The sequence below is a fragment of the Shewanella inventionis genome (genome assembly GCF_014641855.1).
GTDB lineage: Bacteria > Pseudomonadota > Gammaproteobacteria > Enterobacterales > Shewanellaceae > Shewanella > Shewanella inventionis.
The window spans coordinates 1-25271 of record NZ_BMII01000021.1; the positions used below are offsets into that span (position 1 = coordinate 1).

The 25271-nt window shown below is 42.3% G+C and carries 22 protein-coding genes; 10 read left to right on the top strand and 12 right to left on the bottom strand.

Annotation, left to right across the window (positions count from 1 at the left end):
• Positions 1 to 173: 173 nt before the first annotated feature.
• Positions 174 to 2654, bottom strand: coding sequence for a VolA/Pla-1 family phospholipase (locus IEW93_RS12995; RefSeq protein WP_188739757.1), 2481 nt, complete (start codon positions 2652 to 2654; stop codon positions 174 to 176).
• A gap of 259 nt (positions 2655 to 2913) precedes the next feature.
• Here IEW93_RS12995 and IEW93_RS13000 point away from each other — a divergent pair, with 259 nt between their 5' ends.
• Positions 2914 to 3654: a YciK family oxidoreductase gene (locus IEW93_RS13000; protein WP_188739758.1), complete on the top strand. Its 741-nt coding sequence runs from the start codon at positions 2914 to 2916 to the stop codon at positions 3652 to 3654.
• Between the two features lie 91 nt (positions 3655 to 3745).
• On the opposite strand, the gene IEW93_RS13005 is transcribed toward IEW93_RS13000, so the two are convergent.
• The 6 genes from IEW93_RS13005 to pspA form a co-directional block, all read right to left on the bottom strand.
• The gene (locus IEW93_RS13005; protein ID WP_188739759.1) at positions 3746 to 4078 is read right to left on the bottom strand and encodes a ComEA family DNA-binding protein; all 333 of its coding nucleotides are present in this window, start codon (positions 4076 to 4078) and stop codon (positions 3746 to 3748) included.
• A 147-nt stretch (positions 4079 to 4225) separates the two neighbouring features.
• On the bottom strand, positions 4226 to 5314 hold the full coding sequence (locus IEW93_RS13010; protein ID WP_188739760.1) for a TIGR01620 family protein: 1089 nt from the start codon (positions 5312 to 5314) through the stop codon (positions 4226 to 4228).
• Positions 5315 to 5331: 17 nt separating this feature from the next.
• Positions 5332 to 6777, bottom strand: coding sequence for a YcjX family GTP-binding protein (locus tag IEW93_RS13015; protein ID WP_188739761.1), 1446 nt, complete (start codon positions 6775 to 6777; stop codon positions 5332 to 5334).
• A gap of 69 nt (positions 6778 to 6846) precedes the next feature.
• Positions 6847 to 7242 (bottom strand): envelope stress response membrane protein PspC, encoded by a 396-nt coding sequence (pspC, locus tag IEW93_RS13020; RefSeq protein WP_188739762.1) that lies wholly within the window; start codon positions 7240 to 7242, stop codon positions 6847 to 6849.
• Complete coding sequence (gene pspB, locus IEW93_RS13025) at positions 7229 to 7468, bottom strand: envelope stress response membrane protein PspB (RefSeq protein ID WP_188739763.1); 240 nt, start codon at positions 7466 to 7468, stop codon at positions 7229 to 7231. The genes pspC and pspB overlap by 14 nt, the downstream gene beginning before the upstream one ends.
• 20 nt (positions 7469 to 7488) lie before the next feature.
• Complete coding sequence (gene pspA, locus IEW93_RS13030; protein WP_188739764.1) at positions 7489 to 8172, bottom strand: phage shock protein PspA; 684 nt, start codon at positions 8170 to 8172, stop codon at positions 7489 to 7491.
• Between the two features lie 192 nt (positions 8173 to 8364).
• Here pspA and pspF point away from each other — a divergent pair, with 192 nt between their 5' ends.
• The 7 genes from pspF (at position 8365) to fabV (ending at position 16138) form a co-directional block, all read left to right on the top strand.
• The gene (gene pspF, locus IEW93_RS13035) at positions 8365 to 9435 is read left to right on the top strand and encodes a phage shock protein operon transcriptional activator (RefSeq protein ID WP_188739765.1); all 1071 of its coding nucleotides are present in this window, start codon (positions 8365 to 8367) and stop codon (positions 9433 to 9435) included.
• Positions 9436 to 9518: 83 nt separating this feature from the next.
• Entirely contained in the window at positions 9519 to 11144 is a 1626-nt protein-coding gene (locus IEW93_RS13040; protein WP_188739766.1) for an ABC transporter substrate-binding protein, read from the top strand.
• Complete coding sequence (locus IEW93_RS13045) at positions 11145 to 12176, top strand: ABC transporter permease (protein ID WP_188739767.1); 1032 nt, start codon at positions 11145 to 11147, stop codon at positions 12174 to 12176.
• Positions 12163 to 13053, top strand: a complete 891-nt coding sequence (locus IEW93_RS13050) for an ABC transporter permease subunit (protein WP_188739768.1) — start codon at positions 12163 to 12165, stop codon at positions 13051 to 13053. The genes IEW93_RS13045 and IEW93_RS13050 overlap by 14 nt, the downstream gene beginning before the upstream one ends.
• A 3-nt stretch (positions 13054 to 13056) precedes the next feature.
• Complete coding sequence (locus IEW93_RS13055; protein ID WP_188739769.1) at positions 13057 to 14064, top strand: oligopeptide/dipeptide ABC transporter ATP-binding protein; 1008 nt, start codon at positions 13057 to 13059, stop codon at positions 14062 to 14064.
• On the top strand, positions 14045 to 14830 hold the full coding sequence (locus IEW93_RS13060; RefSeq protein WP_188739770.1) for a peptide ABC transporter ATP-binding protein: 786 nt from the start codon (positions 14045 to 14047) through the stop codon (positions 14828 to 14830). The genes IEW93_RS13055 and IEW93_RS13060 overlap by 20 nt, the downstream gene beginning before the upstream one ends.
• Before the next feature lie 105 nt (positions 14831 to 14935).
• Positions 14936 to 16138, top strand: a complete 1203-nt coding sequence (gene fabV, locus IEW93_RS13065; RefSeq protein ID WP_188739771.1) for an enoyl-ACP reductase FabV — start codon at positions 14936 to 14938, stop codon at positions 16136 to 16138.
• 287 nt (positions 16139 to 16425) lie between these two features.
• Here fabV and IEW93_RS13070 read toward each other — a convergent pair whose 3' ends face one another.
• Positions 16426 to 18096: a flavocytochrome c gene (locus tag IEW93_RS13070; protein ID WP_373284925.1), complete on the bottom strand. Its 1671-nt coding sequence runs from the start codon at positions 18094 to 18096 to the stop codon at positions 16426 to 16428.
• A gap of 373 nt (positions 18097 to 18469) precedes the next feature.
• On the opposite strand from IEW93_RS13070, the gene IEW93_RS13075 reads away from it, so the two are divergent.
• Both IEW93_RS13075 and IEW93_RS13080 read left to right on the top strand, forming a co-directional pair.
• Positions 18470 to 18781, top strand: a complete 312-nt coding sequence (locus IEW93_RS13075; RefSeq protein WP_223418201.1) for a porin — start codon at positions 18470 to 18472, stop codon at positions 18779 to 18781.
• A gap of 20 nt (positions 18782 to 18801) precedes the next feature.
• Positions 18802 to 19095, top strand: coding sequence for a DUF819 family protein (locus IEW93_RS13080; protein ID WP_229706689.1), 294 nt, complete (start codon positions 18802 to 18804; stop codon positions 19093 to 19095).
• A 39-nt stretch (positions 19096 to 19134) separates the two neighbouring features.
• On the opposite strand, the gene IEW93_RS13085 is transcribed toward IEW93_RS13080, so the two are convergent.
• From IEW93_RS13085 to lon, 4 genes are all read right to left on the bottom strand, one after another.
• Entirely contained in the window at positions 19135 to 20037 is a 903-nt protein-coding gene (locus IEW93_RS13085) for an AraC family transcriptional regulator (protein WP_188739773.1), read from the bottom strand.
• Positions 20038 to 20181: 144 nt separating this feature from the next.
• On the bottom strand, positions 20182 to 22059 hold the full coding sequence (locus tag IEW93_RS13090; RefSeq protein ID WP_188739774.1) for a SurA N-terminal domain-containing protein: 1878 nt from the start codon (positions 22057 to 22059) through the stop codon (positions 20182 to 20184).
• A 220-nt stretch (positions 22060 to 22279) separates the two neighbouring features.
• Positions 22280 to 22552 (bottom strand): nucleoid-associated protein HU-beta, encoded by a 273-nt coding sequence (hupB, locus tag IEW93_RS13095; protein ID WP_160053351.1) that lies wholly within the window; start codon positions 22550 to 22552, stop codon positions 22280 to 22282.
• A 263-nt stretch (positions 22553 to 22815) separates the two neighbouring features.
• The gene (gene lon / locus IEW93_RS13100) at positions 22816 to 25167 is read right to left on the bottom strand and encodes an endopeptidase La (protein WP_188739775.1); all 2352 of its coding nucleotides are present in this window, start codon (positions 25165 to 25167) and stop codon (positions 22816 to 22818) included.
• Positions 25168 to 25271: the final 104 nt, after the last annotated feature.

A 25271-nucleotide genomic window follows, 5' to 3' on the forward strand; every position in this document is an offset into this window, starting at 1 on the left:
CAGCAAGTAGTTCAGTATCAATAAGCCAGTTAGACAGCATAAAAAATAACTCCGTTCAAAAGAAGGAGTCATTTTCGTAGGATCATTTTTGCTGTCAACCGATCAGTTTCTTAACTGATCGGTGTTAAGCAAATGCTGGGTTTTATTCAAAAAATCGCATTAATTAGTAAGCATTAGTTACAGCTTTGGAACACATCGTTATTTGAAACCGCAATCGTTGCTTGTCCTGCACCGGCGGTTTTAGCAAAACCAGCAACCTGTGATTGCATCTCTGCCGTTGCTGCAGCTGCCATACCATCAGTTACGCCTTCGACTTCACTTGGGCTCACAATTGAACTGTGATGACCTTTAGAGAAGCGTACAGCACCTGAGCCAGGCATTGTTGAATCAACACAATCTAAACCGATTGCGGTAATTAATGGCTCAGTACCTGATAACGGGAAGTTTGCAACCGTGTTAGGTAACGTTTGATCTGATAAGTTGCTACCATCGCCTACCACTTCAATTAAATGAACAGGTAACTCAGTAGCCGCTAACATGCTTGCATGGTTTATCGGATCCGCTGAGTCAACGGCAGTTTGTACGGCTAGCGCAAACGATGGAATAAAGCCATCGTAAACAGCTTGTACTAAAGCGTCATACTCAGCAGAGCCTTCTTCATAACCAGCGGTGTTTGCCGCTGCTAATAATGCAGCAAACGTGCTAGATGCGGTTACATTGTCAAATAATTGTGGTCCAAATGCCGCAGAACCGGCAAACGCACCAGCTAAGCCACCAGCTGGAGCAACCAGTGACGTTGCATTAATCACAAAAGGATTACCTAGTGAAGCGCCTGAAGTTGGGTCAGTTAGACCTGTGCTTGCGTAAGTAGAGAAGGTTGTACCCACAATACCGCCTAAACTGAGACCTTGCACACTGATCTTCGATACATCAAACACTTGACCATCTGCAGGCAATTGCCCTGCCAAACCGGTCAGTAGTAAACGCAGTGCTAAATGATCTAGCGTGGCCTGACGGAAGTTATCGCGTACGGTTAAGGTACTGGCAATGTTAACAAACACTAACGGATCACCATTGGTGAATGCATTAGGTTGACCAATGAGGTTTCCGTAAGCAGGAGCCGTTGCAGACATTTCATATACGCCATCATCATTGATGTCGAACGAACGCTCACCATGAAGCGGCATATCAATCGAAATAGTCGCCACACCTGCTGCTGCATAAGTACCTGCATAGGCTAGGTTCATTTCTTTACCACCGCCTAAACCATGCATTGTAATGGTTGTCGGCCAGCCACTGGTCGGCGGTACAAATTCTCCCCCTTGAGCCGCGGTAAAGGCCGCAAGTTTAGCTGCATTAGGCAGTGTAATTTGTACAGGGATGGTTTCATATCCCTTAATTGCTGGAATTGGATTTAAACGAGTCAGGTGTTTTGTCGTATCAGCTGAAGTACCGTCATCTAATTTCCATTGTTTGCCAGCAAGCAAGGCTGGGTTAGCTAACGCCGCTTGTGCATCTACCCCTTGAGCAGTCGCTTGCTCAAAGAAATTGGCCTGGCTTAATGTGCCCGCTTGTAATGCTAATAACACAGATACAGGGCTGTCTCCTTGTGCAAACCAGCGGCCATTTGGCGCGGTTGGCGCGCCATCTACAACAGGAATAACACAGCTAGCTGATGAACAAGTGCCAAAAAACGGTACCCTAATTTCAGCTTTATATACATCAGCCATATCGGCTAATACATAAGCAACACCACTTGCAGCCGTTAACCCTAACGCTTGCGCTGCGGTATAACCCGCTGGAGTAGGGGTTGAAACAAAAGAAGGCTTGTATGGATCGCTTGAGGCCATCAGTAGCTTGGCTGTTTCATAAACATTAGCAACTGACTGAGTGGTAAATAAACCAGAATAAATGATGTCTTCAGAGTCAACACCATGCTCAGCAGCCACACCTTTCTCATAGCTATTAACTAAGGTTTGTAATAATAGCTGCGTCGCCGTTTCTAATGGCTTAGTTTCAATGTCTAACTTTAACAAATTATACGTGGTGGATGGTGCGATACTGCGCCCTAACGAGTCTTGAATTAGGTTTGTTGCCACATACAGATAAGATTGGATCGGTTTTAATGGCTTGAGTGGTACGATAACAACACTGTTACCAGAAGCTTTAGTGATAAAATCAACACCAAAGGTTAACTCTTCACCCACTTTACAAGCAGAAACTGATGTTGCAGAAGTACATTCTGGATCTGTGGATAACGATCCACCTACCGTGGCTTCAAAAACACGAACAGCGCCAGGTTGAAAAACTGAGGCTGCATCAATAGTTAATGCATTGCCCTGAAGGTCATTTGCGAGCTCCATAGTGATTGAAATAGGTGAACTCGTTGACCAACCATCTAAAGCCCCAAGTGCAATTGAAGGATCGGTATAAACGACACCGGTTTCGCCCGGAATAGCCAATGTGCCATCGGTAGTGCCACTAAAGAGTAAATCGTTAGGTAAAGGCAGTTTTCCATTAGCTGGATCAAACTGAACATGTGATAAAGGCACGAGTGGCTCAGCTTTTTCTTTTGCTTCGTTGAAGCTATCACCGCCACATGCCGTTAAACCAAGAGCAGATGTTATTGCAACACCCAAAATGAGTCTTTTCATCTTTTTTCCCCAAATCTTGTTTTAATAATTTTGTTTTCCCCAAGAATTGGTCACAATAGTCCAATCATGCGACCAAAAGGACTTATGTTAGTCCTTAACTATTCTCAAGTTAACGCAAAATTATAGAGTTAGCTACAAGTTTGTTACATACAAATGACCTATTGGTATACAATTATCAATCATTTGTTTCAAACGGTCGTTTATATTTTATCCAGTTCTAGATTTGACGGGCGATTGCGCTTAGAGGAATGAATCAATCATGTTGGAATATCAAGCTGCAAAAGATTTACTTAAAAATAAGATTATCTTGGTAACGGGTGCAGGAGACGGTATTGGTCGTGCGGCCGCGATGGAATTTGCAGAACATGGCGCGACCGTCATTTTACTCGGAAAAACCGTCAAAAAACTCGAAAAAGTGTATGACGACATTGTTAATGCCGGGTACCCAACACCAGCAATAGTACCCCTTGACCTTAAAGGTGCAACAGAACAAAACTACAAAGACATGGCAGAAACGATTGCCGAACAATTTGGTCACTTAGATGGTTTATTACACAATGCTTCTCAACTCGGTGCATTAGGCCCATTTGAACACATTGATTTAACGTCTTTAGAAACCATCATGAAGGTTAACGTTACCGCGCAGGCAATCATGACCAAAGCGTTATTGCCTGTGATGCGTAAAGCGCCAAACGCTTCAATTATCTTTACCTCAAGCAGTGTTGGCCGTAAAGGTCGTGCATACTGGGGCCCCTATGCTTTCTCTAAATTTGCTACAGAAGGCATGATGCAAGTGCTTGCCGATGAATGTGATGGCTCACACGTTAGAGTTAACACCATTAATCCTGGTGCTACACGCACAGAAATGCGAGCAAAAGCCTACCCAGGAGAAGATCCACAAACGCTGAAAACAGCAAAAGACATTATGCCAACCTATCTCTATTTAATGGGTGATGAATCCGTTGGCACCAATGGCCAGGCATTTAATGCACAATCTTAATGATTAATCCCAATAAAAACGGAAGCTAATTGCTTCCGTTTTTATCAATGAGCCTTTGGGTCATCTATTGTTGAGGTTTAATAAAACCATGCTAAAAGCTAATTTGCTTGGCATTTTGACTGACCAGCTTTTCTCCCACGCCTTTCACCATAGTTAACTGCTGTAAACTTTTAAATTTACCGTTTTTTTCACGATACTCAACAATTGCCTGCGCTTTTGCTTCACCAATACCTTTTAGCGATTGAAGCTCTTTTGCGCTAGCGTTGTTTACATTAATCGCGTTATGTTTTTCAACTGCTTGGGTTGATTTTTTGGATGTTTCGGCAACGACTTTAGTTTTCACTTGATCAGCGGCCAAAGATGTCGTGCTAAAAAAACAACCCAAGCACATGAGTAACGCAGTTAATGTCGATGATAACTTCATTAGATTCTCCTTAGTTCCTTAATTGGCTGGCATTTTCCTTACTCCATATGCCAACGTACAGATTCAGAACGCTATGTTGTTTCCAAATCGAGGACTAAATGTAGTTAAAAATCATCAGTTGTACATAAAAAACACAATTCGCTATAGCTAATTATTAACGGTTTCTTCTGTTTTAGATTTTCTCTTTGCCATCATCGATGAAGTAAATTGGGTTAGCTCACCTAATAAATGCTGATGAACCTGAGTTAGTTTAGGTTTTTTTTTAACGCTAAATGCTATTGGTCGGCAAAGGCTCATTGCTTGATACCCAAGCCTTGCCGTGAGTAAACCACCGCCAAGCCCTTGAGCGATACGAGTAGAGAGTTTCCCAGTCATTTCAACTGATAACAACTGTGTCCCTAAATCAGTTATTACCTCGGTGCTGCCAGCATAAATCACATTAACAATAATACTGCGGATCAGCTTAATTCGGCTCCAGTAGCCAAGTTCGACAGCATAAATGGCCGCCACTTCATTAATCATCTTTTGATTTCGCCACAAAATAATGGCCATATCTATTGCAGCCAAGGGGCTCGCTGCGAGTAATAAAGCAGATTCAGCGGCAAAACGGTTGACGCGTTTTTTCGCTTGTAAATCCCGCTCAGATAACACTATGTCATCAAATAACATGACAATTTCAGCATCGTTATGCTCTGCATTACTAGCACGCATATAATGTTGTTTCGCATCGTTATTGGGGTACTTAGCTAAAATAGGGGCGATAAATTTAGTAGCCTCCCCCATTTGCATACTTTGAGACAAACGTTGCGCACGAGACTGATGATCGGCCACTTTTTTAAGGTTAACAAGTTTACGCCACTCTTTAACAACACCCACGCTTGCCCACAAGGTCACAATAGACAACACTGTTGCGTAAAAGCCAAACAACCATGGGCTTTGATTAAAGGAATCCACCAGCCCTAACACCGTTTGTACAACAGCAAGTAACCCAAGGCTAGTTAACGATAGCACCGCCAATTTTGACCATTTTTTGGGTTTTGCTGGGGTGATAGTGTCTGCCATATTTTCTGGCAATTCAGTTAACACTTGCTCACAAACAAACTCAACCTCATCAAATGATTGCGAAGGCTTGAGAGGTTTTATGGCGCCATTAGTTTGTGCATCATCGATAAGATCTGCCTCATTGTAGATCTGCGATTTTTTTAATGCTGAACTGTTATCAGTTTGCTTCATCATAAATGTACACACTCGCTTTAGGTCAATTTATCGCCTAGTAAATACTCTAAAAGATGATCAAGACGAATATGCTCAAACGTGGGGTGACTATCGGTTAAATGGCTAATGTTTGGCGGTAAAAAAGCATTAAAATTAAAGCCTTGTTGTTGCCAAAAAGCCGCATCGGGTAAAACGCTTGGCACATCACCTGGGTAAACCGTGATTTGTTTACCATCAAGTCCTGTTCCTTTAACCACTTCTTGTTGTTGACCGTTATCCGTTTTAACCATGCCGTGCTGAGTGGCTTTAATTGCACTTATTGCCATGGTTTCAACTTCGCTGCCTTCAAAATTGGCATAATGCTGGCTGTCTTGCAGCATTGCTGTTAACAGGCTAAGTACATGACTTTGCTGATCACGAGTCACTCGGTCAACCTGGCTTGCTGCAAATAATACTTTATCAATCCGGGGAGAAAACAAACGCTTAATCAAGCTTGATTGACCAAATTGAAAACTTTCCATAATGCTATTAAGTGCGCGCCCCATGTCATTAAATTGTGCCTGACCATGATTGAGCGCATTTAAACAATCAACTAACACCAATTGACGATCAAAACGTGAAAAGTAATCCCGGTAAAAGGGCTTAACCACTTGAGCAACGTACTTGTCATAGCGACGTTTAAGGACGTGATAATTTGAATCACTTGGACTTGTTGCTAAATCAGAATGCGTTAGTGGGCTTAATGACAACAACGGAAAAAATGTTAATAACGGTGTATTTTCATACTCACCGGGTAGCAACATTCGCCCTGGTTGGGCATGATAAAATCCTTGTACACGGACCAAATCAACTAACAAAGCTTGATACAAATCAGCGATATACTTTAATTGCTGCTCATCTGCCGTCTGTGCTAAATCAAGTTGGCTTAGCGCCGAAGTAAATGGTTCATAACAGGGGGAATGGCCTAAACAAGCGACATTTTGTTGCTGCGATAAACACCAATGAGTGAAATCGTGTTTAAGCATGGGCAAGTCAAGTAACCACTCTCCGGGATAGTCCACTATATCGACATACAAGGTGGCGGTGTCGGTTAATTTGGCCAATATTCCTTGCTCGGGACGATACTTTATGGCTAAACGCAGTTCTGTAATAGTTCTTGTTGAGGCTGGCCATTGTGGGGGCGTTGAATTTAACGCATTCATTGCACCTTGATAATCAAAACTGGCGATATCAAGATCGGGTTGCATCGCTCTGTTAACCCCAATAAGACGATTTTCACGTGCAACTTGCCACAAGGGCAAAGGAGAAGTTTTATTGCCTTTTCCACTGTGCAGTAACTGATTAACTAACCCACTGATAAAGGCTGTTTTACCAGCACCTGAAAGTCCTGTAACAGCCAGTTTAATATGTCTGTCTGTCGTGCGATTCACAATAGATTGAGCGGTTTGGGAGACTTTAAATAAGGAACGATCTAAAAAATTCATGGTGGCTGACAGCTCCTAAAATCAAGGAAGAGCATAAAACAAGGGCGGTAAACCGCCCATTTAGAATCATTAAAGACTATTGATTTCCCGTTTTAAGTCAAAACTGTCTGAGGTGACGTGTTTCTCTAGTCGCTGTAATCGCGCTTCAAGTCCATTAAACTGTCTACTCACATCAAACAAAGCGCGTTTGGCGGGTTCGCCGGCTTGCCATACTTTCTTTTTGACTTCGATGTCTTTGTGATCTTCTTTATAGTCTAGCGCTTGTGGTTTGACATCTAATATCATCCATAGCGCGATATAAATTACAAATACGACCCCGGTTCCACCAAGTAAAAATATCGATACAGCTAACACGCGCACTAACCAGGTTTCAAAGTTAAAGTAATCAGCGATGCCAGAACACACTCCCGCTATTTTACCACTTTTAGGGTTGCGATATAGCGTACGACCATTAGTTGTGCCCATGTTTCGCCCTCCACTCTGGTGAATCGGTGTCTAAAATTGCTTCTAAGGTTTCGATGCGATGGCTCATTTTTTCAGCTTTCGCAATTAAATCATTTAGCTGGCCGAATTCTTCCTCTGTGAGTCCTTGGCTCACTTGTCGCTTACTGCGGTAGTGAAGAATCAACCAAATGGGTGCAACAACAACCAAGAATATGATAATTGGTGCAATAAGAAGATCCATATCCATAACTCACCTCTGAAAAATTATTATGCTTTTGATTTAGGTTGTGACTTTGCGTTTACTTTGGCCTTTAGTGCGGCTAATTCGTCATTAACAGCATCTTCTGCTTCAAGGGCCGCAAATTCATCGGCAAGTGAACCTTTTTTACCTAAATCATATGATTCAACCTGAGCCTCTAGGCCTTCAACACGGCGCTCGTATTGCTCAAACTTCATCATTGCATCATCAATTTTACTTGAGTCGAGCTGCTTTTTCACTTCTAAGCGCGAAGTGGCTGTTTGCTTACGCATAATAATGGTTTTTTGACGAGCTCGGGCATCATTCAATTTTTCTTGAAGCTGTGCAACTTCGTCTTTTAAACGTGCGATGTGCTCTTCAACCACTTGTAATTCCATTTCAAGTGTTTGCAGTAAAGCAACGGTTTTTTGCTTTTCAATTAAGGCCGCTTTTGCTAAGTCTTCACGATCTTTCGATAATGCTAGCTCAGCTTTGTCTTGCCAATCTTGAACTTGTTCTTGAACACGGCTAATACGACGTAACAGTTCTTTTTTCTCAGCCAACACTTTGGCAGAGGTTGAACGTACTTCAACTAACGTGTCTTCCATTTCTTGAATGATAAGGCGAACCATTTTTTCTGGATCTTCGGCTTTATCAAGTATTGCGCTGATATTTGAATTAACGATATCGGCAAAGCGAGAGAAAATTCCCATAATGTATTCCTCAAAAAGTAACGTGGATGTCGCAATAGGTATTACACATTGCGTGCCAACTTTTACAATACTAACAATATCATAACGTTATACAAATATTTAACTTTTACTTTCAATTATTAACTAAGCCATCTATTATGATTTTCACCAATTATTAGTCTAATTCACTAACAATTTTGCGAGAAAGCCATTGTGAGTAAACAATTCCAACAAGATAATCTCATCGGTCAATCTAATGCGCTACTTGAAGTATTAGAACATGTGTCTAAAGTTGCGCCGTTATCTAAACCGGTTCTCATTATTGGAGAGCGCGGTACCGGGAAAGAACTCATTGCTGAGCGTCTGCATTATTTATCGGCGCGCTGGGACCAAAGTTTTATTAAACTGAATTGTTCATCGTTAAGTGAAAACTTACTCGAAAGTGAGCTTTTTGGCCATGAGTCTGGTGCATTTACCGGTGCCAAAGGTAAACATGAAGGACGTTTTGAGCGAGCTGATGGCGGTACTCTGTTTTTAGATGAATTGGCTAATACTTCAGGTTTAATCCAGGAAAAATTACTTAGGGTAATTGAGTATGGCGAGTTTGAACGCGTTGGTGGCAGTAAAACCGTACAGTCTGATGTGCGACTTATTTGTGCGGCTAACGAAGATTTACCCGCACTGGCGGATAATGGTGAATTTAGAGCAGACTTATTAGACAGATTAGCATTTGATGTGATCACCTTACCGCCTCTGCGCAGCCGCACTGAAGATATTATGCCATTGGCTGAACATTTTGCAGTGAGTATGGCCAGACAACTTGGCCTTGAATATTTTGGTGGTTTTGGTGCAATCGCGAAAGAGCAACTTATGATGCATGACTGGCCGGGTAATATTCGTGAACTTAAAAACGTGGTGGAGCGCAGCGTGTACCGCGAAGGCTCTGAAGGCCAAGAAATCGATCACATTATCTTAGACCCTTTTGCCTCCCCTTACCGCCCAAAGACACGTGTAAAAACACTCGAACGCCAACTACAGCCCAAAGACGCGCCTGTCGCAACTGAAACAACAGACGACACTCCGCAGCAAGTCTCGCTGACTCACAGCAGCATTGAGTTTCCCATAGACTTTAAAGAATACACTGAAAATGCGGAAATTGACTTGTTACAGCGTGCACTTGCAGAAGGTCAATACAACCAGAAGAAAACCGCTGATTTACTCGGGTTAAGCTACCACCAGCTCAGGGGAATTTTAAAAAAATATAACTTACTCGATAAGTCATAAATGAACTCATGCATCAGCGATTGCTCCGCTTGTATGAACACTGTTAAAATGTTTGTTCAAAGTCGATAACAAATGATCACACCATGCCTGTTATAGTAAAACGCTGGTATCAGCTGATATCCATATGTATTTCCAGTATGTTACTGGCAGCATGTGGACAAGCCAAATTGCCCTCTGGCCTGGTATATTGCAGCGAAGGTAATCCTGAGAGCTTTAACCCTCAATTGGTCACTTCAGGAACCACTATTGATGCAACGTCGAACCAAATATACAACCGTTTGGTCAATTACAGCCAAACTAAGGGCGATATCACCCCAGGGTTAGCCACCCAATGGCAAGTTTCAGAAGATGGATTAAGTTACCAATTTACCTTACGAGAGCATGTGAGTTTCCATAAAACTCATCACTTTACTCCCACAAGGGATCTCAATGCTGATGATGTACTGTTTTCGTTTAATCGAATCATAGATCCCATACATCCATACCACTTAGTGAGTCGCACTGGGTATCCTTTTTTTCAAAGCATTGGGTTTGCAGAACTGATTGAATCCATTGAAAAGGTCAATGATCATCAAGTTATATTTCATTTAACCCGCAAAGATGCATCGTTTTTATCAAATTTGGCGACAGACTTTGCAGTGATATTATCTGCTGAGTACGGTTATCGATTATTAGCACAAGGAAAGCCTGAAAACATTGACTATTATGCCGTCGGCACGGGGCCTTTTCAGTTAAGTCAATATGTTAAAAATGAATATATTCGCTATAAAAAACACCCAGTTTATTGGGGGCCGACGGTAGAAATAGACCAGTTGGTCTTTGATATCACCCCAAGAAGCACCTCGCGGATCGCTAAACTCATTACCGGAGATTGCAGTGTATCGGCTCTGCCTAAAGCGGCCGAATTGGCGGTGTTGACTCAACATCCTGATGTATTAGTTGATGCAAAACCAGGCCTAAACGTGTCATTTTGGGCGTTTAACACCCAAAACCCGCCTCTAGATGATGTTCGTGTTAGGCGTGCACTTGCTCATGCCATCGACAAACAAAATATTCTCGAGGCGGTGTATAACGATACCGCCGTTGAGGCCACTGGCGTTTTGCCACCCGCATCTTGGGCGTATTCAAAAAATTTATCACCGAATGAATACAACCCACAAAAGGCAATTGAACTGCTAAAACAAGCAGGGATTAATCAATTGTCTATTGATGTCTGGGCCATGCCTGTTGCACGAATTTATAACCCCAGCGCGTTAAAAACAGCTGAACTTATCCAGGCTGATTTAGCCCGTATAGGCGTTAAACTCAATATCATTAGTTATGATTGGAGTGTGTTCACACAAAAGCTTTCAGCCTCTAATTACGACTCTGTATTAATTGGCTGGAATGCCGATAACAGTGATCCAGATAACTTTTTCACTCCCTTATTAAGCTGTGCGGCCTTGGCATCGAACAATAATCGCTCTCGATGGTGCCAAAAAGACTTTGAACATTTACTTACGCAAGCACAAAGTGTGTCAACACAGCCTGAGCGCAAGGCCTTTTATCAGTCAGCTGAGGCCATCATTAGCGATCAGGTACCTATGGTTACCCTCGCCCACGCTAAAAAAATTGTGCTAAAGAAGAAAAACATAACTGCAATGAAAATTCGCCCATATGGCGGGATTTCATTTGCAAATACAATGCAAACCTCTGAGGAAAACGAATAAATGTGGCGTTACCTTTTTAGACGCATCACGCTATTTGTTGCCACATCCATGGTGATGATGGCTGTACTTTTTATTGCCACAGGATTATTCCCAGCAGACAAAGCTCATTCTTTGTCAGGTATTCAATATCCAACAGCTGAACAACAGCAGCAAATAGAGCAAGATTACCAGTTAAATGATAACGCGCTTTTGCAATTTACCGCCTATCTTCGCCAAAGATTATCTGGAAACTTAGGCATTTCGAGCAATTCACAGCAAGAAGTAGCCGGTGAGTTAGCATCCGTATTACCAGCCTCTTTCGAATTATCATTATTTTCTGGCTTTCTTGCGGTATTTTTGGGTGTCCCTATTGGTGTTATCGCTGCATTAAGCCGTAACAAAGCTATTCAGCATAGCATTTTAGCATTTACCTTAACGGGTTATTCTATTCCTGTGTTTTGGCTTGGATTAACACTGGCCATGTGGTTTGGGGTTAATTTAGGCTGGCTCCCCATATCAGGACAAATCAACTTACTCTACGAAATTGAGCATGTTACCGGTTTTATGTTACTCGATACCTTATTGTCTGATTCCACTTATCGCATACCTGCTTTTCATGATGCATTACTGCATTTGATTTTACCTGCAGTAACCTTAGCGGTATTACCGTTTACGCTTGTGGTGCGTATTACTCGTCAAGCGGTTATTAGTGTCATGAACCAAACCTACATTCGAGCCGCAGAGGCTCGCGGGTTACATACTTTTAAAATATTAATCCGCCACGCCATGCCTAACGCGCTTATTCCTGTATTAAAAAGCATCGGGTTAATGCTTGGTTCGTTTGCCAGTTATGGCATTGTCGTTGAAGTTATCTTTTCCTGGCCTGGCGTTGGTAGTTGGCTAGTGTCGGGCATTTATCAGCGAGATTATACTGTGATTCAAGCTGGCATTTTATCGGTGTCACTTCTGATTATTTTCTTGAGCATTTTGATTGACCTAATGCATACCGCGATCAATCCGATGAGCCGAAAGGAATTATATGCCTCGCATTAAAATCTACCATGAAGATCATATCGATTCGCCAATGTGGCGAGTATGGCAAAGTTTTTCGTCAAATCCCTTTGCATTAATGGGCTTATGGGCAGTAATTTTTTTATTGGTGTTGACCATTTTTGCTCCCTTCATTGCCCCCTACCCAGCAGAAGCACAAGATCAACAAGTACTGTTATTACCACCGTCGTGGGATCCTGCAGGCAAAGTAGAACACTTTTTAGGTACCGATGATTTAGGCCGTGATATTTTTAGCCGAATTTTACACGGGGTTCAATTAACGTTTGGCATGTCATTGTTAATTGTTGGAGCATCGTTATTTTTTGGATTTGTTATCGGTTCACTGTCAGGCATGATGCGTGGGATAAAATCAAGTGTATTAAGCCACTTGCTCGATGCATTGCTTTCTATCCCGTCATTATTGATGGCCATACTCGTGGTTGCAGTAATGGGGCCGGGTTTACAAAATGTGTTTTGGGGTGTCGGCATTGCGATGGTCCCACAATTTGTGAGGGTCATCCATCAAGCCGTTCATGAAGAACTTCAAAAAGAATACGTTACTGCGGCTCGGTTAGACGGAGCAAATTCAGTACAAATTTTTTGGTACGTGATTATGCCTAACGTATGGGATGTGGTGATAATTCAAACCACTATGGCGATTTCGGCCGCCATACTCGACATTGCTGCACTGGGTTTTTTAAATTTAGGCGCTCAAGCACCAAGCCCTGAATGGGGGGCAATGGTTGCTCAAGGGCTTGATAATTTATTACTTGCACCTTGGACAGTCACTATCCCTGGGGTTGCCATCTTATTTACTGTATTGTCGGTAAATTTAGTCGGTGACGGTTTACGCTCTGCACTTGCCCCAATAAGAAACTAACTTATGCCATTACTCGACGTACGTAATCTCACCATTGAACTTGATACCGCTCAGGGCCGGGTAAAAGTGCTTGAAAAAGTGAGCCTTACCATTAACCCTGGTGAAATTCACGGACTGGTTGGCGAGTCAGGCTCAGGGAGAAGTTTACTGGCCAAAGCCATTTTAGGCGTTCTTGGCCCCAATTGGCATATCGTTGCCGATCGTATGATGTGGGACGGTAAAAACCTGTTAGAAATGAGCGCAAAAGAGCGTCGTAATTTAATGGGTTGCGATATGGCGATGATTTTTCAAGACCCATCTGGCAGCTTAGACCCAGTAAAAACAATTGGTAGTCAGTTGATAGAAGCCATGATGCCCAACAAGAGTGTCCCTTTTTGGCGCCGGGGCAGAGATACCTACTTAAACGCGCAGAAATGGCTACACAAAGTGGGCATCAAAAAACCAAAGCAATTGATGAAATGCTATCCATGGGAATTATCTGAAGGGGAATGTCAAAAAGTCATGATTGCAATGGCTGTTGCTAACCACCCAAGATTGCTTATTGCAGACGAACCCACCAACTCGATGGAACTGAATACTCAGGCTCAAATTTTTAGGCTATTGTCACAATTAAATCAACTGCAAAATGTGTCGATATTATTGGTGAGCCATGAGCTAGAAATTATGGTGAATTGGTGTGACAACTTAACTATTTTATACAGCGGTCAGGTGATGGAGTCTGGGCCTGCTTCGGCAATGGCTGAATTACCTTATCATCCTTACACAAGGGCATTGTTAAAGAATTTGCCCGATCATACTCAAAAGATGCGCCATAAAACTGACCTACCCACCTTACAAGGTTCGTCACCATCGATGCAGCACTTACCCGCTGGCTGTCGACTCGGCCCGCGCTGCCCTGAAGCACAGCGTAAATGCGTAAAACAGCCTAACCTTGAGCAAAATAAAGGTCGCTATTTTGCCTGCCATTTCCCTTACCAAAGTGAGCAAGAAGATGACGACGCCATTGCTTAAAGTAAACGATTTGAGTAAACAATACATTACTGGCTATAAGCGATTTAAACCTCAATATTATCAAGCCTTATCTCCAGTGTCGTTTGAGCTCGAACGCGGTGAAACCATGGCCATAGTCGGATCTGTCGGTTCAGGAAAAAGCACATTAGCTCGATTATTGGTTGGTGCTGAACAACGCAGTGGCGGTGAGATATTTTTTGAAGGTGAAGCCTTAGAAACCCGCAACCAAAAACAGCGCTGTCGATTAATCAGGATGATTTTCCAGGATCCAACCACATCCCTTAATCCTCGATTATCAATTGGCAACTTATTAAATGAGCCGTTACGTTTTAATACCACGCTCAATGCGCAAGAACGAAAAGACTTAGTGATTGAAACCTTGCGTAAAGTAGGATTATTGCCAGAACATGCCGATTTTTATCCTCATATGATTTCAGAGGGGCAAAAACAACGTGTCGCTGTTGCACGTGCATTAATGCTCAACCCTAAAATCATTATTGCTGATGAAGCATTAACCGCACTGGATTTATCAGTGCGTTCGCAAATCATCAACTTATTGTTAAAATTACAAAAAGAAATGGGATTGTCGTATATTTTTGTATCACACAATCTCAATATTGTCCGCCATGTCAGTGATAAAGTCATGGTGTTACAAAATGGGATTATGGTAGAAAAAACCACTACAGAGGCCCTGTTTAATTCGCCTCAACATGAATACACCCAACGACTCATTCAAGAACAAAGTCAATTTATGCAACGGCGCTAAACTGCTCCAACCACTGTGGTTTTACAGTGTTTTTGGTAAAAATCAGTGCCATTTAGGCGTCGAACTTATTATCCTAGAGCCAATGTTAAAGGAAGAAACCAAAATATGATTATTAAACCTAAGATCCGTGGCTTTATTTGTACAACAACTCACCCTGTAGGCTGTGAAGCCAATGTCAAAGAGCAAATTGAACTCACTAAAGCCAAAGGCAAAATAGCCAATGGCCCAAAAAAAGTCCTAGTTGTAGGTTCTTCTAGTGGTTATGGCTTGTCATCGCGTATTGCCTCTGCATTTGGTTGCGACGCTGCAACTATCGGCGTGTTTTTTGAAAAACCAAGTTCAGAAACCAAACCCGGTACCGCTGGCTGGTACAACACAGCGGCATTCGACAAATTTGCTAAAGCTGAAGGCTTATACTCTAAAAGCATTAACTGTGACGCATTTAGTCACGAAGCCAAGCAACAAGTCATTGAGCTGATTAAACAAGATTTAGGGCAAATCGACATGGTGGTGTATTCATTAGCCTCACCGGTACGAAAGCTTCCTGACACAGGTGAAGTGATCCGCTCATCACTTAAACCCATTGGCCAGACTTACACCGCAACCGCAGTGGATACCAATAAAAATGCCATCATCGAAACGTCTGTAGAGCCTGCTACTGAGCAAGAAATTGCCGATACAGTCACCGTAATGGGTGGCCAGGATTGGGAATTATGGATGAGCGCGTTAAGTGATGCTGGCGTTTTAGCAGATGGCTGTAAAACCGTGGCTTATAGCTACATTGGTACCGAGTTAACCTGGCCAATATACTGGCACGGAGCATTAGGGCAAGCCAAGATGGATTTAGACCGTGCTGCACATGCGTTAAATTCTCAACTAGCAAAAACCGGTGGTTCAGCTAACGTTGCAGTATTAAAAAGCGTTGTGACACAAGCCAGCTCAGCTATTCCTGTTATGCCGCTTTATATCGCCATGGTATTCAAAAAAATGCGCCAAGAAGGCCTTCACGAAGGCTGTATGGAGCAAATTTACCGTATGTTTAGCGAACGTTTATATCGCAACGACGGTCAGGCTCCTGTTGTTGACAGCGAAAATCGTCTGCGTTTAGACGATTGGGAATTGCGAGAAGATATTCAGCAACATTGCCGTGATTTGTGGCCACAAGTGACCACAGAAAACCTGAGCGAATTAACCGATTACAATGAATACAAAGAAGAGTTTTTAAAACTGTTCGGTTTCGGTATCGAAGGTATTGATTATGACGCAGACGTTGATCCTAACGTGACATTTGATGTTATTGAGCTGTAATACCATTTCCATTAATTATGATGTAAATATCAATTAGCTTCAGGTTAAATCAAACCCGTTAACCATAAGCCGCAATGCACTGCATTGCGGCTTTTTTTGTATTTGAAATACCATTAATTAGTAGAATTACGCTATGTATGTTCAGGCGGCCGGCGAGATAGACAAAAAATAATGGTCAGTCGACACACAAAATCTATATTCCAATATTGAATTGAACAGGCAAAAAAAAGGGTTAAGCCTAATGACTTAACCCAAAGTAACACAAGGGATAAAAAGATGAAGTTACACTATTTTGTCTTTAAAGCATGTTTAGCTGCATTGTCGCCCGCGATGCGTCCAAAGACCACGGTATCGGCAATAGCATTACCACCTAAACGGTTATGGCCATGAACGCCACCAGTGACTTCCCCTGCGGCAAATAAGCCCGAAATAGGTTTACTTTGAAGGTCGAGTACTGACGCCTCAGGGTTAATCGCTACACCGCCCATTGTGTGGTGAATACCAGGAGCCACTTTAACGGCATAATATGGGCTTTGAGTCATGTTCAATGGCATGTCATCACGACCAAATGCATTGTCCTTTCCAGCGGCAACATAACCATTATAATCACTTACGGTTTTAGCTAAATCAGCCACTTTCATACCGGTTTTTTCAGCTAATTTTTCAATCGTATCACCCTTGTAAAGCATGTTGAGGTGATCATAACCGCGTACCATTTTGGCTTTTTTGTATAACTGGTTATCAAAAATTAGCCATGCAAATTGACCAGGTTGTTTTAAAATGGCATCAGATGCTTTATCACGCGTGGTTAACTCACTAATAAAGCGATTACCGTCTTTATTTACCATGACAGCACCCACACCACGCACTGTTTCTGAAATCAAAATACGGCTATCTTTACCCACTGTTGGGTGAGCTTGAACCCAGTCAATATCTGTCATACTGGCACCAATTTCTTTTGCCAATAACACACCATCACCCGTTGCGGTAACGTTGTTTGAGCTGGTCATGTCTTTCATTGTTGGACGGTAATAAGCAATCATTTCTTTATTCATGCCGTAACCACCTGTTGCTAACACAACAGATTTAGCTGCGATCATGTAATAGCCGGTATGCTTACCATGAACAACTGCACCAACTACTGTATGATCATCATTAACAACTAACTTAACTACACGTGAATTTAAGCGTGTATCAATACCCTGAGCCTTGGTAGCTTGACGTAAGGTATCAATAATTTCAGGGCCTGAGCTCTTGCCACCGAGTGGACGATGAGTACGATCTACTCGTGCCCCGCCAGAGCGTTTAAGATCTTCTAGGTTTGCCCCTAACGACTCTAACCATTGCACCCCCTCTGCCGACTGCTCAGCTAGAATGGTCACAAGCTTTTTATCATTTTGTTGGCGGCCACCTTTCATCGCATCTTCGATAAACCATTCAACACTATCTTCTACGCCATGATCTTTTTGCTGCTTAGTGCCTACAGCATTCATACCACCAGCTGAAATCATAGAGTTACCACCACTAAATGGTGCTTTTTCTACCAAAATAACATTGGCACCCGCTTGTTTTGCTGCTAATGACGCATTAAAACCAGCACTACCTGCACCAACAACTAAAACTTGGGTTGTTTCACGAGGACCGGCAGCAATGGCTTTTTGAATTTTTTCTTGATCCCAGCCATTATCCCAAGGCGCTTTCTTTTTCGCACCTGAGAATGGCATGTCTTTTTGATCAAACGAATGACACTCATTACAGTAGAACTTAGGTTCCTCATGACCTTTATGGCAACTGGTACAATTAATGTCTCCTAAATGAGAATTGTGCGGATCAAACTGTAACTTGTCGTTGGCTAATTCGGCGTAATCACCATGGCATGATTTACATTGAGCATTCTCGTGAGTTTCACTGTCGCTCACATTAATCGGTTTAGTGTGGCAAGACTGACAACTGTCCATTTCAGCGTGAAAAGACGCCTAGTCATCAGACTTAGCCACCGCAGTACCAGAAGATAGCATCATCACTGCCATCGCCGAGACTAAGTATTTTAGTTTCATTGTTCATTTCCTTTTTTTATTGGATTTTACTTGCTTTGTTGACGGCAAGATTACTCATAAAGAGATATCCAAACTTAGACACTGGTCAAACTTGCTAAGTGGTTAAGTTTTTATGAAACCCTATTCAAACTTACTTAAAATGCCCGCAAATATAATGGCCTGTGACTCACGTTCATGTTCACCATTACATAAGCCTTTAGCATTCATCCATGCTTTCTCGCTGACTCGAAAGCCAACTCATACAACAAACATTAACGAATGAGAAGAGATGACTATGAAAACCAATAAAAGCTTAATTTCTATAGCCTTACTATCTGCGCTATCAGTAATGTCGACAAATGTGTTCGCCGAATCACCTACGGCTTATGGCCGTTTAGATATCTCGATGACGAATTCTGAACACGGTTTTACCACCCAAAACAGAAAAGAAGGCACAGTGCTTGAAAACAATTTGAGTCGTGTTGGTGTTAAAGGTAGCGAAAAAATTAATGACGATTTACAACTGGTTTATCAAATGGAAGTTCAGGTAAACAGTGCGACAAACGAAGCCGATGATGAGGTATTTAGCGCCAGAAGTACTTATTGATCGCCACGATGGGGTTAAAAATGAACTTAACAATGATTAATGACTTTCCAATCTATTTTGCCATTGGCTTTGTCTGGCTGAGTTTTCACGCCTTACTGATATTAATCGCCGGACTTGTTATGAAAGCGCCATTAGCTTACATGGCTATTAGTAGCCAATGCTGTATTGGCGGTGCGGCATCAGCTCCTATTGTTGCCATGTCGTTTAATCGACACTTAGCTCCCGTTGCGGTGATGTTTTCAGTATTTGGTTATGCCTGGGCTAATTATATGGTGTGGATTTGTGCAGAACTAATGCGCCATGTTCACCCTTAAAAAAACCATTTACCATAATGTCCAGACTAAATATCAAGGCTATAGCAAAGGTAAGTAGATATCGACTGAGTGCGCCTTGATACCTGACTCAGCAAACCCGCCAATATTGAGCCGTTCAAACATGAGTGGGCTATTGCGTAATGAGTATGGCTGCTCATTTAGCCAAATACGATAAAGGTAATCAACCCCAGCATGTAACAACGCATTGATATTGCTATTTTGTGTATCTGTTTTTACCGATAACTTTGCATAACGACCGGAGCTAATCACTTGGGTATATATGCCCTCCTGTGTTAACCCAGTTGATGCTAACCTCGAATACGTATTTTCATCAAGTGAGACCCCAATATCCATATGGTATGGCTTCGCTTGTGGCAAGCTGTGTACTAAGTTAAACGTACGACCGAGATTAGGCCCTATTGCATATTTTTGGCGCCATTGAATAAAGCGCTCAATAGTCTGAGGTAATGCGTTTTCTGGGCCATTGTGCGTAACGATAGCAAGCACTAAAGCATCCATTTGCACTATTTCAACATTTGCAGTGAGCATTGCATCCTGAGGTGACTCAAACGATTTAAGCGGTTGTTGTTTGGAAAAGAAATTATTCCAATCGGGCGCTTGCCTGAATGACTGTGGGCTTTGGCCAATACTAAGGGTAAACGAGTCAACAAAATCAGCTTCATTGTGATAACCCAATTTAGCTGCAATTGCCGCTAACGGCACTTGCTCACCAAACCCTAATTGATGGGCTGCCTGCAAGCTTTTAAGTAGTTCGACGTATTCTTCTATCGACAAACGGTATAGCGTGTAAAACAAGTGCTGAAAATGACACGTTGGCAGCTCTGCAATCCTTGCAAGGTTATCAATATCCAGTGGCGCTGCAATATTAGAATCGATATAGGCGAGTACTTTTTCAAATGCCTGATCAAGTTTATGGCCCACAACTTCTCCTTGTTTACAAAAATAAAAAGACCTAGACAGTATGCCTAGGTCTTTTGTTTATCACGAATAAAATAAATTAATATTGAAATTAATGAGCTAGCTCGATTTATCCATACTGAACTCTCAAACAGCTCAACTAATCATCTACTCGACAACAGGATATTCAATTTCAGCATCAGCTTTAAGTGTCGCGATAACCGCGCGGTAATCCGCCTCACTATATTGAGGTGCTAAACGTTGCTTAAGGGTGTTAATCAAGTTGTCATTAATCCCTTCTGCTTCATTAACTTTATCAAGCACAATAACCGCATAGCCTGTGGCTAATGCCGCAGTATCAATAGTGACGCTATTAGCAGCAGGCGCTGCAATTTTAAAGGCTTTGTCTGTAATAGCTTGATCGATCTCTTGGTTAAAACGACCCAACTTATGTAATGCCGTTAATGTTGCGTCGGTTAATGTGTCGTTACCTGCTTTTAACTCAGCCATGTATTGCGCTGCTTTTTCACGCGCACTTTCGTTAGCCTTGTCTTGTTTTAAGCGTTCAACGATACCGGCTTTAACATCCGCAAATGCCATTGTGCCAGCCATGTTATGTTGTTTCATGCGGATAACAACCACATGATTTGGCGCTAATTCAATCACATCACTGTTCATGCCGCTAGCCAATACTTGGTCAGAAAATGCAGCTTTGATAAGTTCAGGATTATTAAACTTAGCAGGTACATTATCACGCGAGAAAAGCGCAGTGGTTTGAACTTTGCCACCAACAGCTTGGGCCGTGTCAACTAAGGTATCTGGAATTTCATAGCTGGTGTCTGCAAGTTTACTTTGCAACCCATAGAATACATCTAAGGCTTTCTTTTCTTGCAATTGCGCTACAATTTTAGCTTTAACATCAGCAAACGCTGTCGCTTGGCTAGCTTGTAAGTCAAGTAGCTTAATAATGTGGTAACCAAATTCACTTTTAACCACTGGCGATACTTGATCTTGTTGCAAAGCAAATAATGCTTCATCAAAAGCAGCATCCATTACGCCCTGTTCAAACCAGTCTAATTGACCACCTTGCTGTGCACTCAATTGATCATCTGAATCAGTTTTAGCCACTTCAGCAAAATCTTCGCCTGTATTGAGTTTGGCAACTATGGCATCGGCTTTGGCTTTATCTGCATCGTCATCGTCTGTTGCTGCAACAAAAATGTGAGCGGCTAGGCGTTTTTCAGGTGTTTGGTATTGAGACTGATGTTCATCGTAGTACGCCTTAACTTCTTCGTCAGTGGTTTGGCTGCTTTTAGCCATGTCAGCAACGTTAAGTTCAACGTATTCTAAACTCACCTGCTCTGGGCTCATAAATTGAGCCAGGTTAGCATCATAATAAGTTTGTGCTTCTTCATCAGACACAGAAACGCTTGCTAAGTAAGGCGTAGAATCAACCACTAAATAACGAATATCACGGGTTTGACCTTGTACTTGCGCAAGTTGTTTTGCTTCACCGTCTAATACAAACTCACTACCAACGATGGCATTAAGCAGTTGTCGACGAGTCATATCAACGCGCATCATGTTTCTAAAACTGGTTGTTTGATAACCTAATTGACGAAGTACCGCTAAGTAACGGTCGTTATCAAATTTACCATCTGTTTGAAAAGCAGGTTCTTCAATAATGGCTCTTTTGATTTGCTCATCTGATACACGCAAACCTAGTTTATTTGCAGCTTGATCAATTAATTTGTCAGCCACTAAACGGTCTAAAACACCTTGTTTTATGCCGTTCATGTAATTGTCGTCAGCGGCTAATGCGTTAAACATTTCACCTAACTGTTGTTCAATACGTGAACGTTCATTTTGGAACGCATTTTCAAGATCGCTGGCGCTAACTTCTTCACCATTAACGATGGCTGCAGGGATACCAGTATTAGAGCCTAAATAGCTACTCACACCGGCAAAAGCAAAAGAAAGTATCACAAGCACAAGAATTGTTTTAGCAACAACCCCTTGTGATCCTTCACGGATTTTTTCTAACATCTGAATTCTCGCTTGTTGCGATTAATAAAATAAAAAGGCGCATCACCTTGTGGATGCGCCTTAATGTAAATTATATGGAGTTATCAGACGCTACCACGGGTATGACCCAATACTCCCAATATGTGTTATGGCGTGCATAACCATATTGCTTTTCGTAAAAAGCACCGCCTAAGCAGTGCTTGTATTACGAATGCCTTACAAAGGCTACGTTGCTAACGATTTAGTTAACAGCGTCTTTAAGCGCTTTGCCAGCTTTGAACGCAGGAATGTTCGCAGCAGCAATTTTAATTTCTTTACCCGTTTGTGGGTTACGGCCAGTACGCTCAGCACGTTGACGTACTTCAAATGTACCAAAACCAACTAGAGAAATCTTATCGCCTTCTTTAAGACCTTCAGTTACCGCAGCGATAAATGAGTCTAGTGCACGGCCAGCAGCAGCTTTAGAAATATCAGCACCAGATGCGATTTTCTCGATTAGTTCAGATTTGTTCATGTCATCCCCTTGAATGTTATTGTCGCGCCGCAACCAAATCCGTGTTTAGAGCGGTCTGCGGAGGCTTTATTGTAATAAGCTTGATAACACATCAAACTTAGTATGAAAACCAAAAAAATGAAATTGGATACAGCTCAAAGTCAGATGCCCCAAGGGCTTGGTGCGTCTGACTCTCCACAGACCTAGGCTACCACAGGTCAGCGTTTTGTTAAGCCCCTTTTTTCACTTTTTTTATACTCTACAGCAATTTTTTTGCTAACAAGCTATTTTTTAACCACTTCAAAGCCTTCAACTGGTCGTTCTAGCGCCAATTTTAAAACTTCATCAACCCAACGTACTGGATGTATGGTTAAATCTGCAATCACGTTTGCTGGAATCTCTTCCAGATCTCGCTCATTTTCTTTAGGTATTAACACGTGTTTAATACCACCACGATGTGCTGCTAGTAGTTTTTCTTTCAATCCGCCAATAGGTAACACTTCACCACGTAATGTGATTTCACCAGTCATAGCCACATCACTACGCACTGGGTTGCCGGTTAAGCTAGAGACTAACGCGGTACACATTGCGGCACCGGCTGAAGGGCCATCTTTTGGTGTTGCCCCTTCAGGCACGTGCACATGAATATCGCGTTTTTCATAAAAGTCGTTATTGATGCCCAAGTTTTCAGCACGAGCACGTACAACGGTCATCGCCGCTTGAATAGACTCTTTCATCACATCGCCAAGCGAGCCGGTATAGGTTAATTTACCCTTACCTGCTACTGAGGTGGCTTCTATTGTTAATAAATCGCCGCCTACCTGAGTCCAGGCAAGACCCGTTACCTGGCCAATTTGGTTGCTCGACTCTGCTTTACCAAAGTCAAAACGTTGCACACCTAAGAATGACTTAAGGTTATCTTGATTGACCTCAACCACTTTAACGGCTTTGTCTAACAAGATTTGCTTAACCACTTTACGGCATATTTTAGACAGTTCACGTTCTAATGAACGCACACCCGCTTCTCGGGTGTAATAACGAATAATGCCTAAAATAGCACTGTCATCGACCTTGATCTCATTAGCTTTTAGACCATTACGCTCAACTTGCTTTGGCAGTAAATGTTGTTTAGCGATATTAAGCTTTTCGTCTTCGGTATAGCCCGACAAACGGATCACTTCCATACGGTCAAGTAACGGACCTGGAATATCCATTGAGTTTGACGTTGCCACAAACATCACATCTGATAGATCGTAATCAACTTCTAAATAATGGTCGTTAAAGGTCGCGTTTTGTTCAGGATCGAGTACTTCTAACAAGGCTGACGAAGGGTCGCCACGCATGTCAGAACTCATCTTATCGATTTCATCAAGTAAGAATAATGGGTTTTTAACGCCCACTTTTGCCATCTTTTGAATGACTTTACCTGGCATAGAACCAATGTAAGTACGACGATGACCACGAATTTCCGCTTCATCACGCACGCCGCCTAACGCAACGCGCACGTACTTACGGCCAGTTGCTTTTGCAATTGACTGACCAAGCGATGTTTTACCAACACCTGGTGGTCCTACCAAACACAAAATCGGCCCTTTAAGCTGCTTAACTCGGCTTTGTACAGCTAAATACTCAAGAATACGCTCTTTAACTTTTTCAAGACCGTGGTGGTCAGTGTCGAGCACTTCTTGCGCTTTGGCTAGATCACGCTTAATTTTAGAGCGTTGTTTCCAAGGCACTGAGGTCATCCAGTCAACATAACTGCGAACAACGGTCGCTTCTGCTGACATTGGTGACATCATTTTTAGCTTGTTTAGCTCTGCATTGGCTTTATCTTTGGCATCGATTGGCATGCCTGCTTCTTCAATTTTACGCGCCAATACTTCAAATTCATCGTGACTTTCGTCAATGTCGCCTAACTCTTTTTGAATGGCTTTCATTTGCTCATTCAAATAGTATTCACGCTGGCTTTTTTCCATCTGCTTTTTAACGCGGGTACGAATACGTTTTTCAACTTGCAATAAGTCGATTTCCGATTCCATCATCGCCATTAAATATTCAAGACGCTCGCCCACGTTAATCATTTCTAATACCGATTGCTTATCTTCAAGCTTTAACGGCATATGCGCAGCCATTGTGTCGGCTAAACGTGCGGCTTCATCGATACCCGACAATGAAGTCAGCACTTCAGGTGGGATTTTTTTATTGAGTTTGATGTAGCCTTCAAATTGGCCAATCGCACTGCGCACCAGTACTTCTTCTTCTTTATCGCTTAATTCTTGCGATTCAAGATATTCGGCAGTAGCAGTAAAGAATGCGTCTTCTTGGGTGTAACGCTTAATTTTAGCGCGCTGACCACCTTCAACTAACACTTTAACCGTGCCGTCAGGAAGTTTTAATAGCTGCAAAATAGACGCTACAGTACCGATATCAAAAATATCGTCTTTGCCTGGCTCGTCTAAATCAGCGTCACGCTGAGCGACCAGTAAAATTTGTTTGTCTTGTTCCATTGCCGATTCTAGGCAACGAATGGATTTTTCCCGTCCTACGAATAGCGGAATTACCATATGCGGATAAACCACCACATCTCGCAGTGGTAATACGGGGAGTTCGATATGCGCTTCACGCTCTTGGGTCATGGCTCGATTCCGTTTAATGAAATAGACTTAATACTGAGTATATTGGGGTGATGTTGTCAGTTTCAATGGCCAATACGAAAAAAGGAGCCCAATGGACTCCTTAT